The 25,244-nt window shown below is 58.6% G+C and carries 20 protein-coding genes; 6 read left to right on the top strand and 14 right to left on the bottom strand.

All coding sequences use genetic code 11. The annotated features are described in order from the left end of the window. Positions 1 to 1,258 precede the first annotated feature (1,258 nt). A complete protein-coding gene (locus ACIOU9_RS17730) occupies positions 1,259 to 1,681 on the top strand; it encodes a hypothetical protein (RefSeq protein WP_402697768.1) in 423 nt (140 codons plus the stop codon). A 279-nt stretch (positions 1,682 to 1,960) separates the two neighbouring features. Here ACIOU9_RS17730 and ACIOU9_RS17725 read toward each other — a convergent pair whose 3' ends face one another. Next, positions 1,961 to 2,395, bottom strand: a complete 435-nt coding sequence (locus tag ACIOU9_RS17725) for a hypothetical protein (protein WP_402697767.1) — start codon at positions 2,393 to 2,395, stop codon at positions 1,961 to 1,963. Between the two features lie 602 nt (positions 2,396 to 2,997). Here ACIOU9_RS17725 and mobF point away from each other — a divergent pair. Further along, on the top strand, positions 2,998 to 7,338 hold the full coding sequence (gene mobF, locus ACIOU9_RS17720; RefSeq protein ID WP_402697794.1) for a MobF family relaxase: 4,341 nt from the start codon (positions 2,998 to 3,000) through the stop codon (positions 7,336 to 7,338). Between the two features lie 322 nt (positions 7,339 to 7,660). Here the strand turns inward: mobF and ACIOU9_RS17715 are convergent, their stop codons facing one another. The 3 genes from ACIOU9_RS17715 to ACIOU9_RS17705 form a co-directional block, all read right to left on the bottom strand. Next, positions 7,661 to 8,170, bottom strand: a complete 510-nt coding sequence (locus tag ACIOU9_RS17715) for a transposase (RefSeq protein ID WP_402697765.1) — start codon at positions 8,168 to 8,170, stop codon at positions 7,661 to 7,663. 72 nt (positions 8,171 to 8,242) lie between these two features. Continuing rightward, positions 8,243 to 8,869 carry a transposase gene (locus ACIOU9_RS17710; protein ID WP_402697764.1) on the bottom strand — a complete coding sequence of 209 codons (627 nt, stop codon included), beginning with the start codon at positions 8,867 to 8,869 and terminating at the stop codon, positions 8,243 to 8,245. Between the two features lie 356 nt (positions 8,870 to 9,225). Next, positions 9,226 to 9,483, bottom strand: a complete 258-nt coding sequence (locus tag ACIOU9_RS17705) for a hypothetical protein (RefSeq protein ID WP_402697763.1) — start codon at positions 9,481 to 9,483, stop codon at positions 9,226 to 9,228. A 715-nt stretch (positions 9,484 to 10,198) separates the two neighbouring features. Here ACIOU9_RS17705 and ACIOU9_RS17700 point away from each other — a divergent pair. Continuing rightward, positions 10,199 to 10,951, top strand: coding sequence for a hypothetical protein (locus ACIOU9_RS17700; protein ID WP_402697761.1), 753 nt, complete (start codon positions 10,199 to 10,201; stop codon positions 10,949 to 10,951). A 376-nt stretch (positions 10,952 to 11,327) separates the two neighbouring features. Then, a complete protein-coding gene (locus ACIOU9_RS17695; RefSeq protein WP_166650673.1) occupies positions 11,328 to 11,492 on the top strand; it encodes a hypothetical protein in 165 nt (54 codons plus the stop codon). A gap of 360 nt (positions 11,493 to 11,852) precedes the next feature. On the opposite strand, the gene ACIOU9_RS17690 is transcribed toward ACIOU9_RS17695, so the two are convergent. The 8 genes from ACIOU9_RS17690 to ACIOU9_RS17655 form a co-directional block, all read right to left on the bottom strand. Next, positions 11,853 to 12,470: a DUF4913 domain-containing protein gene (locus ACIOU9_RS17690; protein WP_402697759.1), complete on the bottom strand. Its 618-nt coding sequence runs from the start codon at positions 12,468 to 12,470 to the stop codon at positions 11,853 to 11,855. Beyond that, complete coding sequence (locus ACIOU9_RS17685) at positions 12,467 to 14,227, bottom strand: type IV secretory system conjugative DNA transfer family protein (RefSeq protein WP_402697757.1); 1,761 nt, start codon at positions 14,225 to 14,227, stop codon at positions 12,467 to 12,469. Before ACIOU9_RS17685 ends, ACIOU9_RS17690 begins: the two co-directional genes overlap by 4 nt. Then, positions 14,202 to 15,599 carry an ATP/GTP-binding protein gene (locus ACIOU9_RS17680; RefSeq protein ID WP_402697755.1) on the bottom strand — a complete coding sequence of 466 codons (1,398 nt, stop codon included), beginning with the start codon at positions 15,597 to 15,599 and terminating at the stop codon, positions 14,202 to 14,204. The genes ACIOU9_RS17685 and ACIOU9_RS17680 overlap by 26 nt, the downstream gene beginning before the upstream one ends. A gap of 233 nt (positions 15,600 to 15,832) precedes the next feature. Then, the gene (locus ACIOU9_RS17675) at positions 15,833 to 17,455 is read right to left on the bottom strand and encodes a hypothetical protein (protein ID WP_402697754.1); all 1,623 of its coding nucleotides are present in this window, start codon (positions 17,453 to 17,455) and stop codon (positions 15,833 to 15,835) included. Positions 17,456 to 17,464: 9 nt separating this feature from the next. Beyond that, the gene (locus tag ACIOU9_RS17670) at positions 17,465 to 19,540 is read right to left on the bottom strand and encodes a hypothetical protein (RefSeq protein ID WP_402697753.1); all 2,076 of its coding nucleotides are present in this window, start codon (positions 19,538 to 19,540) and stop codon (positions 17,465 to 17,467) included. Then, complete coding sequence (locus ACIOU9_RS17665; RefSeq protein ID WP_402697751.1) at positions 19,537 to 20,292, bottom strand: hypothetical protein; 756 nt, start codon at positions 20,290 to 20,292, stop codon at positions 19,537 to 19,539. Before ACIOU9_RS17665 ends, ACIOU9_RS17670 begins: the two co-directional genes overlap by 4 nt. Then, positions 20,292 to 20,645, bottom strand: a complete 354-nt coding sequence (locus tag ACIOU9_RS17660) for a hypothetical protein (RefSeq protein WP_402697749.1) — start codon at positions 20,643 to 20,645, stop codon at positions 20,292 to 20,294. The genes ACIOU9_RS17665 and ACIOU9_RS17660 overlap by 1 nt, the downstream gene beginning before the upstream one ends. 3 nt (positions 20,646 to 20,648) lie before the next feature. Continuing rightward, positions 20,649 to 21,935 carry a ParA family protein gene (locus ACIOU9_RS17655; protein WP_402697747.1) on the bottom strand — a complete coding sequence of 429 codons (1,287 nt, stop codon included), beginning with the start codon at positions 21,933 to 21,935 and terminating at the stop codon, positions 20,649 to 20,651. A gap of 89 nt (positions 21,936 to 22,024) precedes the next feature. On the opposite strand from ACIOU9_RS17655, the gene ACIOU9_RS17650 reads away from it, so the two are divergent. Both ACIOU9_RS17650 and ACIOU9_RS17645 read left to right on the top strand, forming a co-directional pair. After that, on the top strand, positions 22,025 to 22,543 hold the full coding sequence (locus ACIOU9_RS17650) for a hypothetical protein (RefSeq protein ID WP_402697746.1): 519 nt from the start codon (positions 22,025 to 22,027) through the stop codon (positions 22,541 to 22,543). Next, positions 22,543 to 23,745 carry a M23 family metallopeptidase gene (locus tag ACIOU9_RS17645; RefSeq protein WP_402697745.1) on the top strand — a complete coding sequence of 401 codons (1,203 nt, stop codon included), beginning with the start codon at positions 22,543 to 22,545 and terminating at the stop codon, positions 23,743 to 23,745. The genes ACIOU9_RS17650 and ACIOU9_RS17645 overlap by 1 nt, the downstream gene beginning before the upstream one ends. Here ACIOU9_RS17645 and ACIOU9_RS17640 read toward each other — a convergent pair. Continuing rightward, the gene (locus ACIOU9_RS17640) at positions 23,729 to 24,463 is read right to left on the bottom strand and encodes a hypothetical protein (RefSeq protein ID WP_402697743.1); all 735 of its coding nucleotides are present in this window, start codon (positions 24,461 to 24,463) and stop codon (positions 23,729 to 23,731) included. The genes ACIOU9_RS17645 and ACIOU9_RS17640 overlap by 17 nt on opposite strands. A 5-nt stretch (positions 24,464 to 24,468) precedes the next feature. Further along, positions 24,469 to 25,161 (bottom strand): hypothetical protein, encoded by a 693-nt coding sequence (locus ACIOU9_RS17635; protein WP_402697742.1) that lies wholly within the window; start codon positions 25,159 to 25,161, stop codon positions 24,469 to 24,471. Positions 25,162 to 25,244: the final 83 nt, after the last annotated feature.

Below are 25,244 nucleotides of genomic sequence, written 5' to 3'. Positions count from 1 at the left end.
GCTCGACGCGGCCGGCCCCTTTGGGAAGCTCGACTAGGGTCCGATGCCGAGTCTCCTCAGAAATTGAGTGGCGCTCCGCATCTACCTTGCACCGTCCCGGTGAGGGTTCCCCTTGTGGTGCATCGAAACGACCATTTTAGAAATGATCAGCCAACCCCGGCAACACGCCGGGGTGTCAAGCCCCGGGTTTTGTAGAGGCTCTTTAACTTGTTTTCTTAAGCAGCCACAACGTAAACGTCGCTTGCTCGTGGTTGTTCATCGCTGGTTTTAGACCGTTGAAGTGTGGCCACTCTGGTTCACAGCTAAGCCAAGAACGTCAAGCTAAGCCTGTTCAGTGCTTGCAGATGCAAATGGCTAGGTGCCCAATAGGGCACCTAGCCATTATGCAGGGTTCCCGCACGGATGAGAGAGGTGAAACGCTCAATCCGAACAGTGCGTGGTGTCGCCATGAGACTGAACCACGCATGAATCTAGGCTAAACCACCAGTTGTATGCTTACTTGCACACCACGCCCTGAAGATTTTAGGTCTTTTCAGCAAACCGGTTTCCTGGGTCAAGTCTCACACGCTGGACCGGTAGGCAGGAACATACTCACCGCTCATGGCGCTACGCCCTTGTTGCTCCAGGATTGAGCTGGATGGAATACCGCCGTGCACGAGTACTTTGCGCTTTCGTGTGCTGCTCGTAGTTGATCTGGGGGCATCATGGGCGACTTCCAGAGAGTTGAATGTTTCCTATGCTCGACGGGATGCGTGAACCTGACGTCCCGAACTTTGGTGACAAAGCCCGCTGGTGGTCCTGAATATGCGAGCATTCCACGTTCAGGATAGTCATGGACGTTAGCCGCAGACTAGGTTATGCCATGAGGTGCCCGTCCCGCTGAGCACCCTGGCTCCTCGCAAGCTCGTCTCCAGGGTGTATCGGGCGTCCGCTGGCGCGGCCGGCTGTTGACCGGACTCCGTCCGGCCTTTTCCTGTTTTTTGCTGCTGTCCTTCGGAGTGTACGGGCCACCTCCAAACCCACATGCCACTCGCTGCGCTTCGGGCGTGCTCCACCAGAAATTCTCGGGCCGCGCTCCTTCGTCGCTTCTTCCGGCCCAAGATTTTCGTGGATTGCGCACCCCTGACGGGTTGATGGGTTTTCCGGCTGGCCCCGCTTCATTTCATTTCGCCAGCAGGCAAAAAACAACCGGGGGAGGGCTTCGGCGGGTGGCTGGCAACCTGCCCCTCTTTCCGTGAAGCGAAAGGAAGCAAAAACCATGGAGACCACGACCAAGGACACCCGCGAAACTGTCACCGTCCCAGCTACTGTCGAACGCGACATGTACGGCGAAGGGTATGACTGGATGGAATCGCTGGCCGGCACCGGATGGCACGAAGTGCCTGGGTGGGGCCGCGACGGATGGGACCTGGGATCCTGGCCCTACATCATCTTCGCTGCAGCCAAAACAGAAGACGAAACCGGCCAACTGTTCGGATACACCACGTACGTGGAAGGCGACGTGATCGCGCGCTGGTACCGCAGCTGCGAAGCCCGCAACCTGGCCATCAGCAAGGAAGCCTTCTGGTACTGGGCCAGCGGACAAGCGGACGGACCAGAAGCGCTTGAAGGGATGAACCCGCAAGAGTTCAAGCAGATCGACGGACTATGTGAACCATACATCCCGGACTTCGGGAACTAACCCAACACTTTGGCCCTGAATGCTCACGCGTTCAGGGCCAAAGTTCTGTCACGGTCATTCTGCCAGTGGCGATGCGCTGTATGTTCAGTCTTGCGATTGAGGATGAATTTCTAGCCACAGGCACCGAGGCTGCTTCGCTGCATGGCTTACGCAGGAGCCCGTCTGAGGACAAGAGCTTTAGCGCCTCAAGATCCGCTATTCGTGGCCAATCACCGGCCCGAACACATAAGCTCAAACCCGCTGCATGGGGAGAAGCGGAACCGCGCTCAGCATTCGGCCTTAGGCGTTGGCCGCAACTCCGGAAGCTTGCCCCTCGGCAGTCGACGCTGGGGCCTGGGCAGTCTCTTCGTTTTGTTCTTCGACCACTTTGGGTTCCTTCGCTGGAGCCGCCGGCGGCAGGAAGCTCTTCAACTCCGAACCGCTGAGCCCCAGACGCTCACCGATCGACTTCTTCGACTCACCCGTACCCACCATCTGCTCCACCACAGAGGCCGCTGCGGTCCGCGCTTTGTGTTTCTTCGCTTCCGCAGCGGCTTGCAGCTCGGCGATCTTCAGTTTCGTGTCTTCATCGATCAGTTCGATCTCATCCTCATGGATGAAGAACGCGGCTGCCAACTCGATCAACTGCTCATTACGGCGCGTGATCTCCTCAGCCTTCGCCCGCGCCTTCTCTCGGGCGGCCACCGCTGCAGCAGACTTGCGTGGCTTACTCATCAAAACACTTCATCCTTCACCAACTCGAAAACAAAATTTTGCGAGGGGACACCCCTCGCGCACCCCGCCCAAAAACGCGTTAACGGACATCGCTCACGCTCAGGCTCTGCCCTGACCGATGTTTCCCACCTGTGGACGGCTTTGAGATTAAGCGCCGTCTCCACCCGCCCACACGTGGAAAACATCGGGCCACGGTATTACACAAGAGACTTGCCCTGGGCACAGCTGCGACCCTATCAAACCCACCTTGGACGCACCTGCACACAGCGAAGATCGCAGGTGCAAAACCGCACCAAAAACATCCTTCTTTTGATGGCCAGATCTCTTTGCCCGCCTCTGCACTATTTCTTCTTCGTTCCTCAAAGAATGCAGAGCCGACCAACATGATGGATCAGTAGCAGCCCTCCGGTCAGTGCCATCCCCGATACGAGAAGAGCCTTGACCCGCCAGTTTCCACTCGTACCTCATTCGGACGTCTCAAGATCTCTCACGCATCGTCGAAGTCCTCCGGCCCTATTTTCTCCCGATCCATCAAGACCAGATCTGTCACACCTCTTGCATCCTCGATAACTTTGGCCAGAATTGCTAGAGTCGAACGTGTGATGACCCTGCATAAGCTCAGTGCAGGGGACGGCTATCTCTACTACACCCGCGAAGTTGCCTCCGCCGATGAGCTGCGCTCACCGGATCGGAAACTCGGGGATTACTACACCGTCACCGGCCACCCACCTGGCATCTGGGGCGGCAGAGGAGCGAAGAACCTCGGCGTGCATGGTGAAGTCACTGAAGAGCAAATGGAGCTGCTCTACGGGCTAGGACAACACCCCTTAGCCGGCCAGATAGATCCGGTGTCGGGGGAGAAGATCCCAGCGCAGCTGGGCCAACGCTACAAGCGTTTCGACCAGTTCGATGGCGAACTAGCCAAGAAGATCAACACCGTCCTGGGCGATTTCACCCGGCTCAAGCACCGCGAACCGACCGCGGATGAACGACGTGTCCTGCGCGCCAAGGCCGGTGGCGAGCACTTCTACAAGCTGCACGGCCGCAAGCCGAAGACTAAGGAAGAACTAAGCCAATTCATCTCCCGGCAAACCCATAAGGGATCGAACGCCGTGGCCGGGTATGACATGGTGTTCTCCCCGTCCAAGAGCATCTCCTACCTCTGGGGAGTCAGCGACCGCACGGTCCAGGAAGTCATTGAGAAAGCGCATCATGAGGCCATCGAAGACGCCATGAAGTACCTGGAAACCAATGCGGTCTTCACTCGTCGCGGCAAGAACGGGGTCCGCTCAGAAGACGTGGACGGCGGCCTGATCTACACCTCCTTCCGGCATTATGACTCCCGTGACGGGGACCCGCAGCTGCACGACCACATCGTTGTGTCCAACAAAGTGCTGGGGATGGATGGCAAGTGGAGTGCCATCGACGGGACCGTCCTGCACAAGTATGCGGTGTCTGCTTCGGAGCATTACAACGCAAGGGTCATGCAGAACATCTGCCGCGACCTGGGACTCGCCACCACTCAACGCACGGTGGAAGGCAAGCGCCCGATCACCGAAATTGGCGGCATCCCCCTTGCCAGCATTGAAGCTGCGTCCTCACGCCGGACCAATATCAAAGCCCAGCTGAAGACCCTCGTGGATGAGTTCGAAGAGAAGCATGGAAGGGCTCCGAGCCCGAAGCAGCTGATCAAGCTCTCCCAGCAAGCGACCTTGGAAACCCGTGCAGAGAAGAAGAAAGGCCTCTCTCTTTCCGAGCTCACCGAGCACTGGCAAGACAAATTCTCTTCTGTCCCCGGAGCCCTGGTAGGTGATGAATTATTCGCGGCCGCCCGCGAATACTCGGCCAGCCAAGAACTGGTTTACACACCGATCCAGCAGCTGCCAGAAGAACAGATCCACGAGCTGGCGCAGTCCACCATCACCCGCCTGGAGCAGTCGCGGGCGACATGGAATCAGGCGCATGTGGAAGCAGAAGTGCGCCGCCAAATCACCAACCAGTACCAAGCCCAACCCGTATCTGGTGCAGTCATCGCACAAGTCCGGGCCACCGCGATTGACTCCTTGAGCTTGAAAGTGACCCCTGATCTTCCCGTGCCTGCACCGGTAGCGGGAGCAGTGGTGGCGGTGCACAAGTACCAGAAACCCCACGCCGCCCTCTACACTTCCGAAACGGTGTTGGAAGCCGAACACAAGGTCCTGCAGGCCGCGCGCACTGATGTCATTCCGGCAGTCACGGTCGACCATTTCCAGAGCGTCCTCGACAGCTTCGAGGGCAGGTTGAACGAGGCGCAGGTGGCGTTGGCCCGCGAATTCTCCTGCAGCCCACGGCTGTTGATGGCGGGTATCGGGCCGGCTGGTACCGGCAAAACCACCTCCATGAAACTGGCCGTCAACGCCATGAAGCAAGCCGATCACCACGTGATCGCCGTAGCCCCTTCCGCCAAAGCAGCCACCCTGTTGGGCCATGAGGTCGGGGTGGAAGCGATGACCGTCGACCGGCTCCTGGCTAGCGAGGACAAGCTGTCGCCAGGGGATGTGGTGATCATCGACGAAGCGGGCATGATCGGCACCACCCAATTCCTGGCCCTGATCGAACAAGCCCAAGAACACGGCGCCCTGGTCCGCGCCATTGGCGATGACAAGCAGCTCGCCGCGGTCGGTTCCGGCGGGATCCTGCGCCTGCTCAACCACGAAGAACAGCTCACCCACCTGGAGGAAATCCACCGGTTCAGGAACCTTGACGGCACACCCAACCTTGGCGAAGCCGCCGCCTCCCTGGCCCTGCGCGAAGCCCCAGCAGTGGGCAAGGATGACCCGTGGGCGTACTACCGCAGTGAAGGAAAGATCAAAGCCGGCACCACCGGCGACATGGCCGACCACGTGTTCGCCGCCTGGCAAAAAGACACCAACGAACACCGCACCTCCCTGATGCTGGCCGGCACCAACGAACAAGTCGCCGCCTTGAACCAGAAGGCCCAAGCCTACCGGCTGGGCAACAATGAACTCGATCCAACCCAAAAGATCCTTGGCCGGCATGACACTGAGATCTTTGTTGGCGATGTCATCCTGACCAAGAACAATGACCGCCGCCTCAGCGTCCACCAGGGCAAGGACTTCGTGAAGAACAACGATTCCTGGGTAGTTGAAGGCATCGAATCCGGGCACCTGCTCGCCCGCCACCAACAACACCAAGGCCTGGCCGCCATCCCCGCCGACTACGTCGCTGAAAGCGTGATCCTCGGTTATGCAGATACCGTGCATAGTGCCCAGGGCGCCACCGTCGACACCGCCCACGCCCTGCTGACCAAGAGCACTGACCGTGCCGGCGCGTACGTGGCGACCAGCCGCGGCAAATACGACAACCGCATCTATGTGGGCCTGGCCGACGGGGACCGAGTCGACACGGTCCTGAACGGTATTGCCGAGCGTACCGACCTGAACCTCACCGCCCACGAAACCGTGACCCGCGAATTCGAGCAGGCCCGAGACATCAACAGCCTAGGAATGATCTACCGGGACCTGGCAGACCAAGCCCAGACCGCCAAATACCAGCAGATTCTGCGCGCCACCCTCAGCAACCCTCTAGCCCAGCCAATCCTTGAAGACCCTGCCTGGGGAGCTGTGGCCCGGCATCTGGAGCGGGCCGAAGAGTCCGGGGTGAAGCTGGAAACCCTCATCGAGGATGCCTACTCCCAGCACGACTTCACCGAAGCCGACAGCATCGCCGCGATCCTGGCCTGGCGCATGGACACCCTGATCGACAACCGCGAAGCCATCCTCACCACCGCCGAACGCCCCCTGCGCGCAGTCGACCAAGACCACCTGCTCGCGTTGAAGGAACGCGCACTGGAGCGCTCCGAGGCCGCGGGCACCTCCTATCGGAAGAGCGCGGTCGAGCTGGCCGAAGCAGAAGGCATCAAGCCGCTCACGCGCCGCCTGTATGGGCACCTGGGCGAAGAAGAATTGGCTGCCCGGATCAAGCACACCGATAACGAACTGATCCGCCAGATCCCCTCAGCCGTGGACAACAACGAGGATTACCTGTCCTGGTCGCTGGGCCGACTGCGGGCAGAGCAACAACTACGCCAAGACATGCCAGAACCACTGGCCCAAGCAGAGATCCGCGACCGCGACCACAAGAACCTGGCCGCCACCAGCGGCACCGTCCTGCGCCGCATCAGCACGGAGTTGAAGCTGCGCGAACTAGAACAAGCACCGTTCGAGAAGCGCCGTGAAGCCAACAGTTTGGGTGAGTGGTTCGCCCCTCGTGAGCCTTTGGCTGATCCGCGGTTGCCTGTGGCGTGGAAGGAACAGATCGAAGCGTACCGGCCCGTGGTTGACGCCGAACACCAGAGGCTCGGAGTAGAACTCGCCCAAAACCCGCCAGCATGGCTGGAGGATCTGGGACCAGTCCCCGGCCGGGTTGACCGGGCCGAAGAGTGGCGCCGGCTGGCAGCGGAAATCGCTGCCTACCGCCGCACCTACAACATCCCCGATGCTGAACCATCCCTCCTGCCTGCGCAACATCTGAAGAACAGTCCGGTGGCGCAGGACCTGCGCAACCGCGCCGCAGCACTGCATAAGCACTCGGAACTGACCACCCGCGAGCCAATGCCCGCAGAGGCTAAGGAACAACTGGTCCAGCAGAAGATGAATGAATCTGCCGCAACGGTGGGGCAGTCGGAGGCTGCGGCGAAGATCGCGGCGCTACGCCAACGAGCCCAAACCAGGAACGAAACCACACCCCAGGAGAAGGAGAACACCATGAGTACGAGCGAAAACCATGCCGGACAGGAAAGGCTCGGGGCTGCCGAAGCGAATGAGTTGCTGGCCCGCCTGCGCAAGACCCAAGAGCAACAGCAGCAAGCTGCTGATCAGCAGCGCAAACTCAAGGACGATGAAACGCAGCGCCGCGGACCATCCGGCCCAACCATGCGATGAGAAGAGAACGACGGTAAGCGACTGACCCATGCTGGTCAGGGAAATCATGAGTTATTTTTGAGGGCCTGTGCAGTGGACCCGCACAACCAGTGAGTATGACAAATCGCAGTTGTCTCAGAGGCTTAGCACGTGAGGCAGTGCTTGGTGACCAGAGAAGTGGTACGAAACCTATCCACAGTGTCGGGTATGGGAAAACGAATACGTTTGTTAGAGAGCAAATCGATTAGCGTTTTCAGGATTCGCACGGTGTCTTTTCGGAACCCAATCGGGTTCGACTCGTGGCGACGCCGTGACACTCCTGGAGGTGCCCCTGTGTATTTTATCAAGCAGCTTCCACCGCCGGAACGCCGTAAATAAACCTGTCGCGGATCATCGTGAACAACACCGTCAGGCTACGGTGGACGAATGCGATCACCGCTTGGTCGTGGCGTTTGTCTTGGTCTCGTTTCTGGTCATAATAGGCCTGGCTGACAGGATGGAAACGGATGGGCGCAAACGCGGAAAGGAACAATGCTCGTTTCAAGCATTTGTTACCTGAATGGATGACGCGTTCGGACTTGATCGATGTCCCTGACTGTTGCGTGGTTGGGGCTAATCCTGCGTATGAGGACAGTGCTGTAGCGCTGGCGAAGGTCTTGCCGGAGGTTTCGGCGATGATGATCGCAGCGGTCCTAACGGCAACCCCTGGCATGGATGTCAGGACCGAGTATAGAGGGTGAGTCTCCAGCATGCTCTCCAGATGTGTGGCTACGTCCGTGCGTTGGGCGTGCAAGGAAATCATTTGTCGGGCTAAATGCGGGATGACTAATCCTGCTGCGTCGATACCGATCACGACCACTGCTTACTCGTCGACGGCGTTCAGGATGGTGCTAGCGCAGTCGGTGTGCCGACGGGCACCGTGCTTCTAGAGCTTCGCGTCGATCCGGGCCTTGCCGGCATGACGCAGCCGGGCGGGAGTGGGCCACGCAGCGAGAACTTCTAACACCGAATCATGCTCCAGCCGCGCTCCCAACGCACGCGCTAAAGCGGGATGAATCTGGGTGAAAAGCCCGCGGATCCGGTTGCTGATCTGAGTGATTTGCCGAGACAAGTCCAGATCGAATCCGGTAAGCATGGCCAGCGTGGCTTCGTCTACGTCCGAGACTTGGATGCTGCGCAGTGTGTGCGGCATGCTGCGGGCCGCGTCAGCGATGATGAAGGCATCTTTTCGTCTGTTGAGGCCGTGCCCGGATGCATGTCTGCGATGCGGCGCATGGTAAGCCCGGGCAAAGTAGGCCACAGTGATGCCCAGATGCTGAGTTACAGCCACGGCCAGGGCACGAATGGTCGCGGACTGACCGATAACTAACAGTACGGTGCCTTTGACTCTGAGCTCTTGACAGATCTTAGTGAGTTTGGCTTCGTCGTTTGGCAGGGTTTTGTTCCAGATTTTGGTGTCGCCGGTGGTGACGGCGCAGGCCCAGCGGTCGGTTTTCCGTCGTCGAGGCCAAGGAAGATCTAGATTTTTTCGGTTTTCATGACCTGTGCTCACTTGAATCGATTAATTGTTCAGTGCCGGCCAACCACCGGTAACAAAGCCTCTCATCCACGTTACGACTGGCGCCCAGTGCCTCTTGGCACAGTGCCTCTAATCAGCAGTCACTCTGATGCCATCCAACCCCGGTTACAACGCCCCGGACCATTGGATAAGCAGGGGCAAGAAACCACGCCGGGGTTGGCTGGGCGATTGCTCCCATCATCCTCGGGTGAGGGAACTATCAACATAACGGGCTTCATGCTTCCCAAACAATGTGTTTAGCCTTTGACCCAACACCACATGTGTTCACCGCAGATAGGGCCTGAAAGCCGCACATTCCAGGCACAGTAGGAGTCAAGAAGGCATAAATATTATTCGTTTGAATCCATCTCAGACTTGGATAACAGATGCTTGGACACCCCAATTGCAGCAAGCGTTGCTCCGAATGGTGCCAAGATCATCTGGCAAAAAGTCACTAAGAGCGTCAGCGGAACTGTTACCAGAGGATCGTTAGTGCTCAAATTGTTGGAGAGGCCGAAGAAGAACCCCGGGGATAAACTCGATACCACTACGCCAACTGCAGCAATCAGCGCTCCAATGCTAACGAGCTTCTTATGAATGGGAGCCATTTTTTCCTTGAGGTAGTGTGATTGATTTTCATCCTATTGGTCCATATCCTAACAGTCGGATAAGAGATGACCTGATATTATCGTAGTATATTTACAATGAGAGAATGAATTAATTAGCGTTCATGCGCCGTACTGACTAGCATGAACGTTACGCATCTAAACCGACGTGAATGTTTTCAAGCCTATGCTCAGGACACAACATTCATGCGATGAACCGATGAACCGATGAACCGATGAACCGATGAACAGTGTGCAGGCGGCGCATTGGACGTTCTGAAAAGACGAGTGAACGTGAAAAAGCTACTGATAGCAGTCCTGTGTACAACATTCCTCATTTCTGGTGTTTTTTACTTTTCTTGGCAGGATGGGTCAAAGCCACATTACGGCGCAATACCCCATGTAGCGTTCTGGATCACTATTATTGTCGGAACTTTAGTAAGAATCATCCGGTCTCGTCGTGATAGCTGCACGCCTCACCCCTTGGAACCATTGGCCGATGCGTCAAAGATCTACGGAAAAATTGTCCTCAGTCAACCCGATGCAACTCCTGGCATTGAGCAAAGGGACTCTGAAGTCGATTCCAGCGGGAAGTGAAAATTACACTCAGCACAGTCGAATTATATCGATTTGATAACCATTGAGCATCTGCCGGTATTAAATCCTAGAGATTGATGTACATTTGTCGTTGGTAAATTCAGTCCAACATGGGATAAAAATGAAACTTAGAAGAAGTCTGACGAGTATTGCCTGCGTACCGTTGATTTTGGGCGTCCTGACTCCAGTAGCTGCTCTGGCGGCTCCACATGAATCTAGTTCTTCGACATACGTCAATCAGGCTGCTCTTGATTCGGCAATGGTAGAAAATTTCGGTGTTAGCTCCGAAAAAATGTTTGTCATGGATCCTGCAACCTCAAAGGTTAGCGGCGATGAAGTTTTTTACCCTATGCCTCTTGAAGCAGAAGACGCTCTGTTCATTGCGCCAGATCTAGCATCAGACATTGGACTTACTCCAGGTGAAGTCCCAGTAAAAGAAACAAACGAAGTAGCTAAAGATCTTCTCGCTATCAAGGCCGGAGGATCTCCACAATCGAAGCGTTCTGCTTCAGCTGCAATTGCTAAACCTGCAGCGGCTAAAGGCGCTTGCTGGACCGGTTTTTATACGCCAGTTGGCGGCGGTTGGAGCAAATGGGGCAACCGATCATGCTCTCAGATTGGAAATAAAGTTGGCCGTCAAGTTTACAACTTTCAGCTGATCTATACCAGTGATGGTGGAGCCTGCGGAGAAGGAATTGGTTACGTGTCCAAGTACACCAATGGTGTTTTCAAAGGGGTAACCAAGAAAACTTACGGTCTGGGCTGCGGAAAGACCGGAGGCCGCAACGTTCCTTGGGAAAACTCTGCCGGATACCCTCAGTTCAGGAGCAAGTCTGCTTACCTAGGGTTCGGAACATACGGCACTTGGTCGTAGGTTTGAATAATCTGCCAAGCGACTAGTCCTAGGTTAGATTTTAGAGATTATTACTCCCCTGAATGTCTGGGAATTTAGCAATAATTTAATCGAGTAGGTGGGGGCGTCTAACCCCCACCTCTCAAGAAGCGTGGGAGGCCTTCACCGGTTGGCCAAGCCAATCTAAGCGATCCCAAGCAAGAAAAATAACGCCTCACCTAAAATCCCTTCCAATAAGAGTTTGATGTTACCCGCCGGAGTGCTCGGAGAACCATTCGCATGCCAATGCGCACGCGAGATATTCCCCAGTGGCAATCTCCACAAATGGGCAGGCCTTATTCTTTATGATTCTCCGCCCGTGAAATCTCTTTACTCTAGTCCGAATACACTTCGCATCGTGAGTGAAGTGGAAATAGTCGAAATCAGTGGACGCATGTTTATGGCTAGATGGAATGAAGATCCTGCTACACCGTCTAATAGCATGATGCGGAACGGCATTGCTAAAACATCAAGGCATACGGTTGATGCATCAGGTCGAAGGCAAAAGCCACAGCCGGCATAAGAGAAAGCCAATCCATTACGATATTAGTGCTCAGATTTCCTTTGGTAAATGGTTAGCATTGATGCATTATGGGGCTAATGGGAGGAAGCCTTGTTGAAAGCGTTCCCCTACGCCTCACAAGGAGCGCGTGATCGTTCCGCCCGATTGCACCGCTTGCATCACCTGAGAAACCGCATAGCCCACGGCGAGAACATTCTTTCTGCCCAGCCCGAGCATCGCTTGGTTGATGTCTTCTTCCTCATGAAATACATGGACCCTGCCCTCGGTGAGTGGCTTATGAAGCTCAATCGTGTGCGTGCAGTGTCAAAGCAACGACCGAAGACCTAGCCTGAAGCCTCACACAGGTCGAGAAGCTAAGCCTCATTGAGAGACGTCGAGCTGAGCGACGGCCTCATCGTCGTCGGGTAGCAGGTATCCCCGCTCCAGCCACTGCGTAAATTCATCCGTGAGAGCTTCCGGGACAGGATCCGTCCGTTCTGGGGCGCGGTGTTCGCGCCGGCAACCGGCCATCCCGCCCTTATCCGCTGGTGCGTTCACGATGTCCAGTACGTCGGGCAGGTAGCGCAGGTTCCAATACACCAGATCACTATTTGGGTTCTCACTCCCATAGTTCGCGGACGTCCACGACGTATACAGTCCGACGAGGTGGGCGACGACGTTCGGGTGCAGGAACCAGCAGGCCGGGATCATGTTCGTGCTTTGCCCGGTCCCGTAGGTCGCGTTCATCCAGGGCAACCACTGGTTGATCTTGGTCAACAGCTCCGAGATTTGCTTCGGGTTGGCCGCATAGAGATTCCAGGGTGAAACTTCCTGCTCGGGGCCTATGCTGGTGAGCCGTTCCAGCTGGTTCGTGAGTTCCACAAGAACTGTTTCTTGTGCGGCGAGGCCTTGCTCGACCTTTTCTTGACGTTCGATCAGCGGCTCCACCAGCGGAACGATCAGTTCGACGAGATCATCGTGGGTTCGTGGTTCGCTCATCGTGCACCGCCAAGGGTTTCTGCCGACGCATTGCCGGTCTGAGTTTGGTTGGGTTCGTGGAAGATCTTTCCGCACCTGCGCAACGTCTGCTCTTTCATCTCATTCAGTTCCTGGTGGTCTTTGCGCTGCCACACCATCTCGGTATGCACCACATGCGGCGGCAGATTCCGATACACGGCGGTGGCTTGCCCGAACCGCAGGTGCTTGAGCTCCTCAGCGCGCACGACCGCTTTTTCCTCGGTGCTGCGGGTCATCGATCCGCCGGTCTTGCTGGAGGAGTGGCTGACGCGCGGGGTGTCTCGCACGCCCATGTCATTCGCGTAGGTTTTCAGGTCTTCGCTGTTGATGCCGGGGAAGATCAGCTTCAGGCTCGCGTTGGATTCGATGGTTTTGGCTTCTTCCTTGCCCCACCGGGCTTCGTTCTGGATGAAGGATTGGCTGATGCCGATCACTTGGATGCCGCGCCCGCCGGTGTCGGTGATCAGTTCGCCCATGTTGCTGAACGCCGCCACGTTCGGTGCTTCATCCAGGACCATGCGGAAGACGGGCCAGAGCCGGCCGGAGGCGTACTGGCTGGATTTGCGGCGGGCCGCCCGATAGACCTGGTCAGCGAACATCGTGCTCAAAGTCCCCAATGGCGAGTTTTCCCCGTCGACCACGATGTGCAGGGTGTTCGCTCCTTCAAGGAACGTGTTGATGTCGAAGGCTTCTTCCTTGCGGAATCGGAACTGGGAGAGTACCCGCTCGGTGACCAGGGGTTCGGCCAGGGAGATGAGGGTGGCTTTGATGGAGTCTTCGGTTTCACCGGCCCGGGATTCGGTGCGTTCGCGCAGGGGCTGGATGAAGGCCCGTGGTTTGTGGTGGTCTTCGAGGATGGTGATGGGTTCGGGGTTGTGGGAGTCGAAGATCCACATGAGCAGGTCATCCATGGTGCGGTCTTCCAATGCGGCGGCGTGCAGGAGCCGGCCGAGGACGGTGCCGGCTTTGGTGCTGAACCAGGACCCGTTCTTGGTTCCTTCCATCGGGGCCGCGTTAGCCCAGGCTTTGCCGCGCTCGAGGGCTTCGTCTTCGTCCTCGCAACCATAGATCGGCGTCCAGTTCACGGTGTTGGGCCAGCCGGTGATGTTTTCCCAGTCGCACACAAACACTTGCCCATGTTTCTCCCGGGCCAGGGCAGTCCAGGCGACCACATCGGGCTTGGTTGAGGTCGCCAGGACGGGGCCGGGAGCGTTCAGGACCATGGGGATGACGATGCTGGAGGTCTTGCCACCGCGGGCTGGGGCGTAAACCCACATGCTGTCTTCCAGCTGGATATACAGAGGGGTTTTCTTCGACCCGTTGGCATAGACCGCCAGGACGATGAACGCCTCGGCAGTCTTCTTCGTGACCTGCGCCCCGTAGATCTGCCGGGCTTTGCGCCAAGCTGCGGTGAAGCCCATCATCGACGTAATCGCAGCGCCCTGCGGGGTGAACTTCTTCGCCTCATCCCGCGAGGTTCCCCAGAGTTCGGCGAACAGCACATACGCCACAATCAGCACGGCTGAGAAGCCGCCGAGGATGAACCACGACGCGGTCGGCCAGGCAAGGTTCTTATCGAGGGCGGCTTGGATCAGATCCATCGGGTTCCACGAGATCCCAGTGCCGGTAGGGGTGAGGCGTTCGCCCCAGTTCAACGCCACCAAGGCCAGGCCGGCGAGGACTGCGATGATCAGCCAGGCGGGGATTTCGCGGTTACGCTGCGTGGGGTTCGAGCTCATCGGTGATCACCTCGTTCATTTTCTGGGCGGTGAGGGCCTTGTCGGTGTCGGTGAGGATCTTCTCCACGTCGCTTCGGAGGTGCTTGACCTCGAACGGGGCTTCGTTGCCGATCTTCATCAGGCACGTGCCGGTCGCAAGGTTCAAGATCGTGCCATAACTGGAGGCGGGCAGGTCGAACATTTCCACGGCCGCCCGCGCATCGGGGGCTTTCTTCTGCTGGTACACCAGGACGGTGTCGCATTCCTTGATGATCGCCTCAGCTTCGGTGCCTGACGGGATGTCTGAGACGTGGTGGAACATGAACCAGTTCGACAGGCCGATGGCGCGGGAGACTTTCTGGTTGCGTCGGATGACTTTGGCGACGGAGGTTTGGACGACGTGCCAGGCTTCTTCGACGATGAAGTGGGTTTGGCGCCGGTTCTTGGCCCGGAAGAGCCGGTTGGTCATCCACGTGTTGATCACGGTCATGATGATCGCCAACGCCGGCCCGGTCTCTGGCAGTTGGGAGACGTCGAAGACGGTCAGCCCGTCAGCGAGGATCACGTTTTCTGAGGTTTCGCCGTCGATCAGGCCGGAGAGGTCTTCATCGACGAACCGTTCCAGTTCGAACGCCAGATCGTACCCCCATTCGCGTAAGACGGTCCGGTCGATCTGCAGCTCTTCGCAGTCGACAGGGGAGGGGTCGAGCATGCGGGAGATGACCAGGCCGATGGTGGGTGTGCGGCCAGCAGCGCGGGTTTCTTTGAGGACGCGGTGGTGGGCGGTACGCATTGCTTTGCCTTCGCGGGAGGACACTGGTCGGCCGAGGACTTCGGTGGCAACTGCCCGCAGCAGTTGGGCTTGGCTTGGTGGGGCTTCGGAGCCGTTGGTTCGGGTGTCTTCGATTTCGGGGGAGATGGCCGGGTCGAAGATGTTCAGGCAGGCGCCGCCGCCACCGATTTTGAAGGTGATCGGCTCGCGTCCGAAGAACCTAGAGAGGGCTGCGTATTCTCCTTCTTCGGGGTTGGAGTCCGAGGGTTTCTTGTCGACGACGATGACGTTGCGGTTCAAGATCAGCGGGCGCAGGCAGCCCCAGGTTTTGCCGCCGGAGCTTTTGGCGGAGCCGAGGTCGCCGATGAGGATGACGTTGGCGTTGTTCACGGTATTGGGGTAGGCGAAGATCGGGTCGTGCATGACGCCCCATCCTGATTCCAGGTCCAGGCCGAAGAGCAGGCCTTTGTAGGAGGTGGGGGACCAGGGGACGGCGAGGTTGCTGATTTCTGTTTGCCGGGTGGTGCTGATTCCGCCTTCGGGGGCTGGGTCGTAGAGGCCGTAGGTGGATCCGGTGCGGGAGCGGCGGCCGGCGTCCCAGGACACGTCCGGGCGGAACATTTCACTGGGGGTGGGGGTGTTGCTATTTTGAGTGCTTGCTAGTTTGGTAGCTTGTATTCGAGCTAGTTTCCTAGCTTGCTTCGCTGTCCGCCGGTCCTTCCTCGAATATTTCTTCGTCTCTCCTTGGCCGGCGACTGTGCTGGCAGGGGATGCGGGACCGGATGCGGTCCTCCCAGATTTGCTGGTGTCGGCGGGGTTGGTGGTGGTGCTGGTTTTCTTGAAATATTTCATGATTAACGGATCCCTCGTCCTAGCGGCATCACGGAAGCCAACGCCATGTGGTGGCGGTCATCGAGCCAGATCAGTCGTTCGATTCCGCAATCAGTGGCCACCGATTCAATCTGTGTGGATACAGCCAGCAGTTCTTCTTCGGACTGCACGGTGAAGCTCAGGTACGCGCCCCACTTCACCCCGTGATGCCCGCTGCCTGGCATCAGATCGGCGCCGCGCTGGTCCGAGGAGCTGGACATGACGTGTTCGGTGCCGTCGCTGACCTTTCCTTTCTCGGCATCGGATTTGCGCTTGGCCTTATCACTGGTGCGATCAGAAACTGCTTGGGCACGGGCGGTGCGGGCATCGACGACTTCGTTGACCCAGGACACCGAGTGGATCACTGCGGGCACGATCCCGTTGACCAGCTGCCGCATGGATTGGACGGGCAGGGCGGAGCCGGCCATGAACCCATGCCGAGGAATATATGCCACCCGGGTGTAGGCATGGTTGTTGACCAGCACTGCCTTGGACGTTTTTGTGGCGTCCAGGCGCTGCCAGACCGAGTCGAGGTTGTGGTCCGGGTCGTCGATGCTGAATTCGTACGGGTCTTGCAGGTGGGAGAGTAGTGCTGCGGCCATGTTGGAGTTCACTGGACGGAAGCTGCGGATCGCCTTATGTGTGACTGCTTGGGACATCAGTGCGTGGGCTTCGCTGACGATCGCGTCATAAACGGCCCGCGTCCCAGGGGCTTGGGCGGTGATGGCGCGCTGCAGGGCTGCGAGGTTATCGAAGCGCAGCACCCAGTAGGAGCGGTGCTGTTCGGCCTTCTGCTCCACATCCAGGCACAGCTCTTGGTAAGAGCGCACCAGGTGGTCGTGGGCTTCGGGGTGGACGTAGTCCGAGAGCCAGGAAATATGGTCGGTGATATCCAGCGGGACGGAGCGGGTGAAGCTTTGGATGTGGGAGATGGCGCTAGTACGCCGCGCTGCCCGGGCCAGTACTTTGCCGAACCCGATGAACGGGATGTCTTCGATGTCTTCTTCCACCACGCCGCCGGTGCTGCCGCGCACTTCGAAGATCGCGGTATAGAACACTGGAGCCGTGTTCGCATGCCTGAAGACGGTGAGGCGTTCGCGGGTGTTGAAGGGCACTTCGGTGGCGCTCATCTTCCCGATCATCAACGGGGCCTGCTGGTCGGTGGCCTTGCGGCGTTGGGCCCTGCGCACTGCGAATCCTTTGGGGCGGGCAGTTTTCTGCTTGTTCGGGGTTGCCTGTTTGTTCGGTGTTCTCTGCTTATTTTGGGTGGCGTGCTGGTAGGTTCTCAGGCGCTCTGCGGCGATCTGTTCGTGGACGGGGTCGAAGACATCAGTGCCGGTGGTTTTCTGCCAGAGCCGGTAGGCCCGTTCGGCGTGGATGGCTGCGAGGCTGCGGCCTTCATTGATGGCGGTGGGCATCGTAGTCAGGATGCTGGCCACGGCCACGAAGAGCGCTGCGACGAGGAAGAAGAAGCTGAACGATCCCAACATGACCAGGAACGCGGAGAGCGCGAGGCCAATGAAGAGGAGGAGCTTTTCGGGCAGGGAACGGCCTGAGAGCAGTCCGCGGGACTTGAACTCACCGCCGAGGGCAACGTGACGAGTCATGAGGGTCGATCAGTCCTTAAACGAATCCCAGGTATCGGGGTCGGAGTCCTGTTGGGCGATGCGGGCTTGGGCTGCCGCGTTGGACATGGCGTAGCGGGCGTTGGCGAGCATCCCGACCTTGCCGGTACGCAACGGCCGATACGCCTTGGACGCCGCACTGGTTGGAGGGTTGGAGCTTGCAGGTTGGGTTTGCCGACCGGAGGCACCAGTAGCCTGGCCAGAAGCGTCGGTACCTCCACCGTCGAAGGTCGATTCGCCAGCAGGGCCGCCTTCAGGACTGCGGGTGGACGAACCCGTTGTCCTTGGACCACCCGCGCCGCTGGAGCCGCCGGAATTTCCTGCGCCTCCTGTGCGGGGGCTGGTTGGCCGTTCCATGACCTCGGTCGGCGCACCCTGGCCTGGGCTGCCAGGCGACGATTGGCCACCAGAAGAACCTTGCGGCTGGACAGCATCCGGACCGCCGGACGCACCGGATCCTGAAGCTGGGGCTGAACCATCCTCACCGCCACGCGCAGCTGAAGATCCCTGGCTGGCAGCACCGGCTGCTGCTCCACCACCTGCTGCAGTACCGCTGGATTGCCCGGCACCGGCCCGGGGGCCAGACGAGGCGCCACTGGAAGCGTTGCCGCGGCGTGCGGAGATCGCCCGACGCACGGCCCCTGCGCCAGCTCCGGCGAGTGAGCCGGCCATGCCACCGGCCGCAGCGCCGACGCCAGCAGAAATTTCGGGGGAGATCCCGCCGAAGTTCGCTTCGCGGCTTTGGATGATCGGCATCCACCGGAAGATCGCGGCCGGGGAGAGAACGATCAGCAGCATGATGAACGCAGTCGCACCGAGGTTGCCCACATTGACCAGCACATCGTCGGTGCCTTCCTTGAACGCGGTCTGTGAGGCGAGGACTCCGAAGACGGCGCCCATGGCGAGGAAGACCACGGGCTTGAGGATCAGCAGGGTGGCGAGGGTGGAGGCGATCTTCAGGACGTAGCGGCGGGTTTTCGGAGAGATGAGCATGCCGATCAGGGCGGCGATGGCCAGTCCCATGAGTTGCTGGAAGATCGGGATGAGCAGGAAGTAGATCATCAGGGCGATGGCGCCGATGAACAGCATGCCGAAGAAGATGATCGCCGCCAGAGGACCGAACCAGCTGCTGGATTCCAGGGAGGCGAACCGGGAGATCACGGTGACGAAGTTGCTGATCATTTCCGCTGACCAGTCGGTGGCCCCGGAAGTGAGCGGGGCGATGCGTTGCTGTATTTCGATCATGGCCCACGGCCCGTAGATCACCAGGAAGAGGCTGATCGGGAGGTAGTAGAGCAGGGAGTTGCTGAAGTCGTCGTCGCTGATCTCTCCGTTGCTGTGGTGCTTGAATAATGTGAGCAGCATGATGGAGAGGCCTACGACACCGATGCCTGCGTAGAGGGCCCAGCGGTCTTTGAACTCTTGGCTGGAGGCGTCGAATTCGGTGGTGGAGGTGAGCTCTTCGAGGACTTTTGAGGTGAGTGCGATGGACTCTGATTTGCTGCTGTTGGCGACTTCTTCGAGTCCGCTTTTGGGGTCGGCAACGAAGTCGATGGTGTTGCCGATGGCATCCATGGCGTTCAGAACCGATCGGCCGATCTCGCTTTGGCCCATCCAATTTCTCAGAGTGCCTGAAGCCCACCCCATAAGGAAATCATTCGCTTGTTTCCTGACGCAGAAAGTAACGCTTTGCTGTCCCGCACCCGTGGAACTCAGGGCCTCGCACAAATCCATGACTGGTTCCTGCTTGATGATCAGCGCGTCAGGGTCCGGATACATGGCGTGCAACGCATCGCGCGTCTGTTCTTCGCAGTTGCGGGCATCGAAGTTGAGGAAAGATTCCATCTTGCGGTAGTAACTGAAATTGCTGCATTCGTCGGCACCGATCTCCGTGATGACATCATGCAGCAAGGTGTTCTTATCGTCATCCGATAAGTTCTCGTACCTCTTGACCTGGTCTTGGCTCAGAACCTCAGAGATATTTTCATCTGTTCCGGTGGCTTGCGCCGGGACCGCTAGACCTAGGGTGAGCAAGGCAGCGAAGATGGCGGTCAGCAACCGCCTCATCGTGCAAGCTCCATCCAACCATCACGGCTTAGCGGATTGCCTTGGGAGTCCACGAAAATCTGGTTCAACAGATCGTTGGGGGATTCTGGAGCTTTCTCGCCCTCGGCAATGATCAATTGCGATTCCGCACGAACGGGCGTCGGCGAGAAATCGATCTTCCAATCGTTGCCTTCCCACACCAAAGATTGGTTCTGAGTGCGGTATTCGATCGAGGGGCCGATAGTTTTCCCATCCAGTTCGAGCCCTGGATCGTCGATCTGGAGTGCCACGGCAATGTTTGCTGATTTGCCTGATTCGCAGTTCTCGACCTTGTAGATCGCCGGAGAGATCAGGCTGCTTTCGGCTGAAGCTGAATTATTGGATACCAGTGAGGCTGTGGCGTTGATGTACTTCGTGTTGTACTCGCCCGATGCGGTGATCTGCTGAAGCGTTGCTTTCTGGTTTTTCCAGTTTTCAGGGGAGTAGGAATCAGCCGCCACATAATTCACTGCAGCGCGGACGGCGTCGTCACACGACGCCGTGTATCCGATAGGGGTTTTTCCGTCGGGTGCGGTCTTGGTTCCGCCTTCACCGAGGCGGATATGCGAGATCGGGAACCCGTACTCGCTGGATTCTGCTGGTGTGGTGGGGGTGGTGGCCGCCGAAGAATCGGGTTGATCTTGGTCTTGGGACATGAGGACGCTGGCTACCACGACGAGGGCGATGGCCACCACAGCGACGATGAGGACAATAATTCTCCGGCGGCTGGTCATTAGAGCATCCCCGCCAATTTCAGGACCGCACCGATGATGACACCGAACGCGGCAACCGCGACCAGGGCAATGCCGCGGCGTTTCATCTCATCGGTATGCTCGCCGAGCTCTTCGTAGTGGCCTTGCTTTTTCGCACCGGCGAACTTGCCAAGACTGGTCAGCAGTTTCACGGCCACATAGATCAGGACTACGCCCCAGATGACGCCGAGGATGATGCCCAGTGCGCTGTCGAATCCATCGCCCAAAGGTGAGATGTCGGGGGAGACGCCCTCGAACGGGTTTTTCACGGTCGTTGTGGTTTCTTCGGTTTGTTCCGCAACGATTCTGGGCGCGGTGGGTACTGGTGCGAACACGGGTTAGTTCTCCTTGGTGTTTCGTGGGGTTGTGTCGTTGGAAGCTGAGCGGAAGAGTCCGGCGCTGACGGCAGCGGCGACTTTCTCGAAGGCGCGTACTGACTCGTCAGTGGCTAGCTGCCAGTCGATGAGCCCGTTCGTGTCTAGGGCCGGCTCGTAGGGGACGGTGAGGAATGTGGCGGTCTCGCCGAGGGCTTGTTCGAGCATGTGGCGCAGTTCTTGGCGGCGCTCCGGAGCCACGGCGCGTCGGTGGGATCCTGGGGTGATGACCAGGACCGCATGCTCACACAGACTGGCATAGTGCTGGTTGTCGGTGACGTGGGACATCGCTTGCAGCTGTTCGATAGTGCGCAGGACCGAGACGACGGATTTGTCGTTGAGCTCCACTGGAAAGACGAGCTGGTCGGTGGCGTCGATGCCGGCGAGCCAGTTCTCGGCACGGGTGTTGTTGCCGGTGTCCAGTACGACGACATTCCAGAAACGCTGGACGACTTCGAGCAGTTCGTTGAAGGTGGGGCGGGTGAGCATTTGCATCCGGTCTGGATCCTCATCGGAGGCCAGTACGCTGAACCGGTTGTCGCCTTGCGGGCGGGTGTAGTACTGTACATCGCCGCTGCGGGTCCGTTCGCTTTTGAGCTGCTCGAGCGCGTCGAGCAGGTCGATGATGGTCATGTTCGACCCATTGGAACGGGTTCGCACCCCGAGGGTGCCCATGGTTTCGTTGTTGTCCATGGCCAGCACGTTGTGATCCGAGGTGTTGCCGATGGTTGAGGCCAGGGCGACGGTGAGAGAAGTTTTCCCCGCGCCGCCGGCAGGTTGGGCGATGGTCACTGTCACCGGCCGCGGGTAAACCCTGCGGATTGAGGCGAGCGTGGCCCGGCGTTCCAGTTCTTGGGGTCCTGGTTTCGGGGCGATCAGCCCGCCAGTGAAGGTGCGGATCTTCTTTTGCCACCCCTCTTCGGCTGGCAATGGCGTTTCCAGGGCGTCGGAACCGGTGATCGCACTGCTGAGCGTTCCCGAAACCAGCGGTGTCCCTGAGCCCAGTAGTGTTCCTGATCCCGGAATCGTCCCGGATGCCGGGGATGCCTGTGCGGAATCCGGTTTCTCAGATGCGTTTGCTGGTTCTTGCCCCTCGCTATTTGGGGTCGTAGTGCTCGAGCCAGGGGCTGGTCCGTCGCTGGCTGGTTGCTGGGTGGGTGGGTTGCTGGTGTCCGTTTCGCTGGGTGCTGGTTTCACCAGAAGGTCTGTTCTCATGCGGCGGCGTTCTTCGCCCGGCCAATCCCCGCTCATGCAGGTCCCCTTTCGTTCATCAAACCCATAGTATCAATTAGTATTGAAAATATAAGTTTCAACACTAAACAATACTCAATGGGGTTGCCATGAACCAGAGAATGCACCGCAACACGCACCACGCTAGGGAACACTCTCGCCGCCGTGCCGCCACGAGAGGGCTCGCTCTGGCCTTAGCCGGCGCGCTGCTGGCGGGTTGCACGCCGGCCGAAACAGAAGACACGCCGGGGGATGAGAACGGAATCATGCACGACATCCACGCCTCCCCGGAACAATCAGCCATCGAAGACTGGAGCCCCCAGATCGCCCAAGAAGCCAGCGAGGTTGCCACCAACGCCGCGACAGCCTACGCCCGCGCCGACCTGGAACAGTCCCAATGGTTTGCCGGGCTGCGGCCCTACCTTTCGGCCGACGCGCAACGCACCTTCCAGAACGTCTCAAACCTGAACATCACCGCCACCACAGTCACCAGCACCGAGGAACCGGTCAAGGGACGGTCCGCGGCGATCGCCACCGTCACCGTGAATACCAACAGCGTCTCCCTGGACTTCCTGCTGAGCCGGGCTGATGGTGAATGGGTCGTAGAAAAGATCACCAGCACCAAGTAATGCGACGCTTCAGACTCATCAAAGCCCTCGCCATTGTCGTCCTGGTCTTCTTCGGCGGCATTTTCCTCTCTCTGACCATTCTCGGACCACGGGACGCTGCGGATCCCCGGGCCATGGACTGCGACCCGAACAGCAGCATCGGGGAAAACATCGACGTCACCAACCTGCCCACCACCCCAGTCGGCAGCTACACGGAGAAGCAACTGGCCAACGCCGCGATCATCATCAACGAAGCCAGCAACGCAGGCCTGCCCCAACGCGCGGCGATCATCGGGCTGATGACCTCCATCCAGGAAAGCAGCCTGAGAATCCTGGCCAACGACGGGAGCTGGGAGTACCCGGAAGGTACCCACATCATGACCAAATACGAATGGGAACAAGCCAAAGAGGTGGCCGTGGCTTCCTTGGATGAACCGCATGAAGGCGTCGGGCACGCCTGGGACGCCCTCGGCATTCTCCAGCAGCGTCCCAGTGCTGGCTGGGGTGCCGTCGAACAGATCATGAACCCCACCTATGCGGCCGCCACCTTCTTCGAGCGCCTCCAGAACATCGACGGCTGGGACCAGATGCCCTATGAGCAAGCGGCCGAAGCCGTCCAAGTCTCCGGGCTGCCAGATAACTACGCACAACGCCGGGATGACGCCGAGCTGATCTATGCAGCCCTGCAAGGAGCAGAAGTCACCGCCACCGGCCAAAACGAAGCCCACGCCATCTGCGATAACGGGGCTGATACTGGTAATCCGAAAACGAAAAACACCTCCCCGAACAATGACTCAGAATGGGTCTTCCCCTTGGAGACGTTGACGAAGATCTGGCACAACTACGGCGAATCCCGCGGCCCCTACCCGCACGCCGGCGAAGACTTCGCCGCCCCGGAAGACACCCCGATCTACGCTGCAGCCGCAGGACAAGTCATCCGCGCCAGTTGTGATGACCTCGTCGTCGGACGCTCACCATGCCAGATCGAAATCGACCACGGCACCCACGACGGCACCCAAATCACGACACTCTATGTCCACATGTATCCGGACGATCTGATCGCGCACGTCGGCGACGAAGTTGAAGCAGGAGAGCAGATCGCCCAAGTGGGTACCAACGGCAACTCCACCGGCTTTCACCTGCACTTCGAAGTATGGCGCGACGGGCAAATCACGAACCCGATGGAACTGCTCGAGCAGCAAGGCGTCACGATGCCCGGATGAACTCCCGTCGCTGCTGCCTCCGGCACAGCACCGCATCCACCAGGCCCAACGTCATGCCCGCCAGGACACTGAGAATCGCAGGATAGATGAACAGATCAGTGATCCAGCCCAGTTGCCGGTTCGCCAGCTCGGCCAGATGCCCCAGCGGGGCCGCGATGACCAGGCCGAAGCCGAAGCCCATGAGCTTCTTGGAGTAGTAAGGAATCCTGGACACCGATTCGGTAGCTGCCCGCATCAGCGGGGCCACCAGGAACGAGGAAACAATCGCCGGGTAGATATAGAGCGCGAGCTTATATAAGACCACCAACGGGTTATCCCTGAACGCATTCAAGCCAACGTCAGAGTAGGAACTGCCACTGAGCACGAACAGGACACCCATCAGGGCGGCCGAGGCCGGCAATGCGACAGTAGAGAGTTTCAGGATCTTGTTGGCGATCTCAGGGCGGTTGATGCCATGGGAGATCTGTATGCCGCCGCAGAAGAACACCAGCGCAATGCCAATATGGGATACGAGGTTCGCAAAATTTTGGGATCCCGCCAAGGAATCAACGAACTCATAGACCGGATCAACAGCCAAGGACAGGACGAGGGCCATGCCCAAATGGGTGAGCCACAACCAGAAATTCCCGATCCCTTGGATCAGGCGAGGAAGGCGGGCGACGAGGGCTGCGAGGAAACTGGTGGCAACGATTGCAGACACCCAGCTCGAAAACGCCACATCATTCATCCTAAATGACGGTCGAAGCTCTCCCGGTCGCGTTCCTGCTTGCCCACCTGCTGCAAACGTTGCTCAGTGCAACTGAGCAACTGCCCGACCGGAACCGAATTAGCCCAAGTCGCACGGCATTCTTCAACCCAACCAGCTTCTTTCCCCGTGAGGACTTCAGAGATCACTAGAGCCGACACGCCCGGCCACCCAGCATGTTCGCAGACAGCCAGCGCAACGTCTTCTCGCAACCTGGTGCGCAGCATCTTCCATAGCGTCGGCTGATTAACGCCCAACTCATCAGCAATCCTGGCGCGCAACGCCCCGTCGTTGGCGAGGTTGAACCAATACAACGTCGCCAGATCGTAGCTTTCAGGTCCGAGTTGGGTTTCGGTCACTGGCTGGTTTTCCAGGCGTTCAGCACTGGCGCGGAACAACCCTGGCGATGAAATGAAACCTGGCATCTCACCGACAGCCGGCGACGAAGGAACAAGATCTGAGAAGGCTTCGAATCGGGCGAGCTGGGTGAGAGGATCCAAATCCAGGCCGCGGGAGATGGCAGCGATTGTTGCCGGGGCGACGTTGCCTCGAGCGAGCTGTTGCTTGACCCGCAACCTCGGCAGGTCAGCGACGGCGGCAAGCCGCACGGAACCGGTGCCTGGAGAAACCTCATCCAGCCACGCTTGAAATTCATCGCGCCCTAGCTTCACTTACCGCTCATTCACTCTCACGACATCAACATGCTCACACCGCGCCCTGAGGCTCGGTGCTTTGCCAACGTGTCTCAATTTAT

The sequence above is a fragment of the Glutamicibacter sp. NPDC087583 genome, from assembly GCF_044743685.1.
Classification (GTDB): domain Bacteria; phylum Actinomycetota; class Actinomycetes; order Actinomycetales; family Micrococcaceae; genus Glutamicibacter.
This window is presented reverse-complemented; position numbering and strand designations above follow the sequence as displayed.

What these genes read in the sequence shown, in the direction of transcription:
- ACIOU9_RS17675 (WP_402697754.1), bottom strand. Translation starts at nt 17,455, where the DNA reads ATGACTCGTCACGTTGCCCTCGGCGGTGAGTTCAAGTCCCGCGGACTG.
- ACIOU9_RS17655 (WP_402697747.1), bottom strand. Translation starts at nt 21,935, where the DNA reads ATGAGCGGGGATTGGCCGGGCGAAGAACGCCGCCGCATGAGAACAGAC.
- ACIOU9_RS17645 (WP_402697745.1), top strand. Translation starts at nt 22,543, where the DNA reads ATGCGACGCTTCAGACTCATCAAAGCCCTCGCCATTGTCGTCCTGGTC.
- ACIOU9_RS17670 (WP_402697753.1), bottom strand. Translation starts at nt 19,540, where the DNA reads ATGAGGCGGTTGCTGACCGCCATCTTCGCTGCCTTGCTCACCCTAGGT.
- mobF (WP_402697794.1), top strand. Translation starts at nt 2,998, where the DNA reads ATGACCCTGCATAAGCTCAGTGCAGGGGACGGCTATCTCTACTACACC.
- ACIOU9_RS17665 (WP_402697751.1), bottom strand. Translation starts at nt 20,292, where the DNA reads ATGACCAGCCGCCGGAGAATTATTGTCCTCATCGTCGCTGTGGTGGCC.
- ACIOU9_RS17685 (WP_402697757.1), bottom strand. Translation starts at nt 14,227, where the DNA reads ATGAGCTCGAACCCCACGCAGCGTAACCGCGAAATCCCCGCCTGGCTG.
- ACIOU9_RS17725 (WP_402697767.1), bottom strand. Translation starts at nt 2,395, where the DNA reads ATGAGTAAGCCACGCAAGTCTGCTGCAGCGGTGGCCGCCCGAGAGAAG.
- ACIOU9_RS17680 (WP_402697755.1), bottom strand. Translation starts at nt 15,599, where the DNA reads ATGTTCCGCCCGGACGTGTCCTGGGACGCCGGCCGCCGCTCCCGCACC.
- ACIOU9_RS17730 (WP_402697768.1), top strand. Translation starts at nt 1,259, where the DNA reads ATGGAGACCACGACCAAGGACACCCGCGAAACTGTCACCGTCCCAGCT.
- ACIOU9_RS17690 (WP_402697759.1), bottom strand. Translation starts at nt 12,470, where the DNA reads ATGAGCGAACCACGAACCCACGATGATCTCGTCGAACTGATCGTTCCG.
- ACIOU9_RS17700 (WP_402697761.1), top strand. Translation starts at nt 10,199, where the DNA reads ATGAAACTTAGAAGAAGTCTGACGAGTATTGCCTGCGTACCGTTGATT.
- ACIOU9_RS17705 (WP_402697763.1), bottom strand. Translation starts at nt 9,483, where the DNA reads ATGGCTCCCATTCATAAGAAGCTCGTTAGCATTGGAGCGCTGATTGCT.
- ACIOU9_RS17650 (WP_402697746.1), top strand. Translation starts at nt 22,025, where the DNA reads ATGAACCAGAGAATGCACCGCAACACGCACCACGCTAGGGAACACTCT.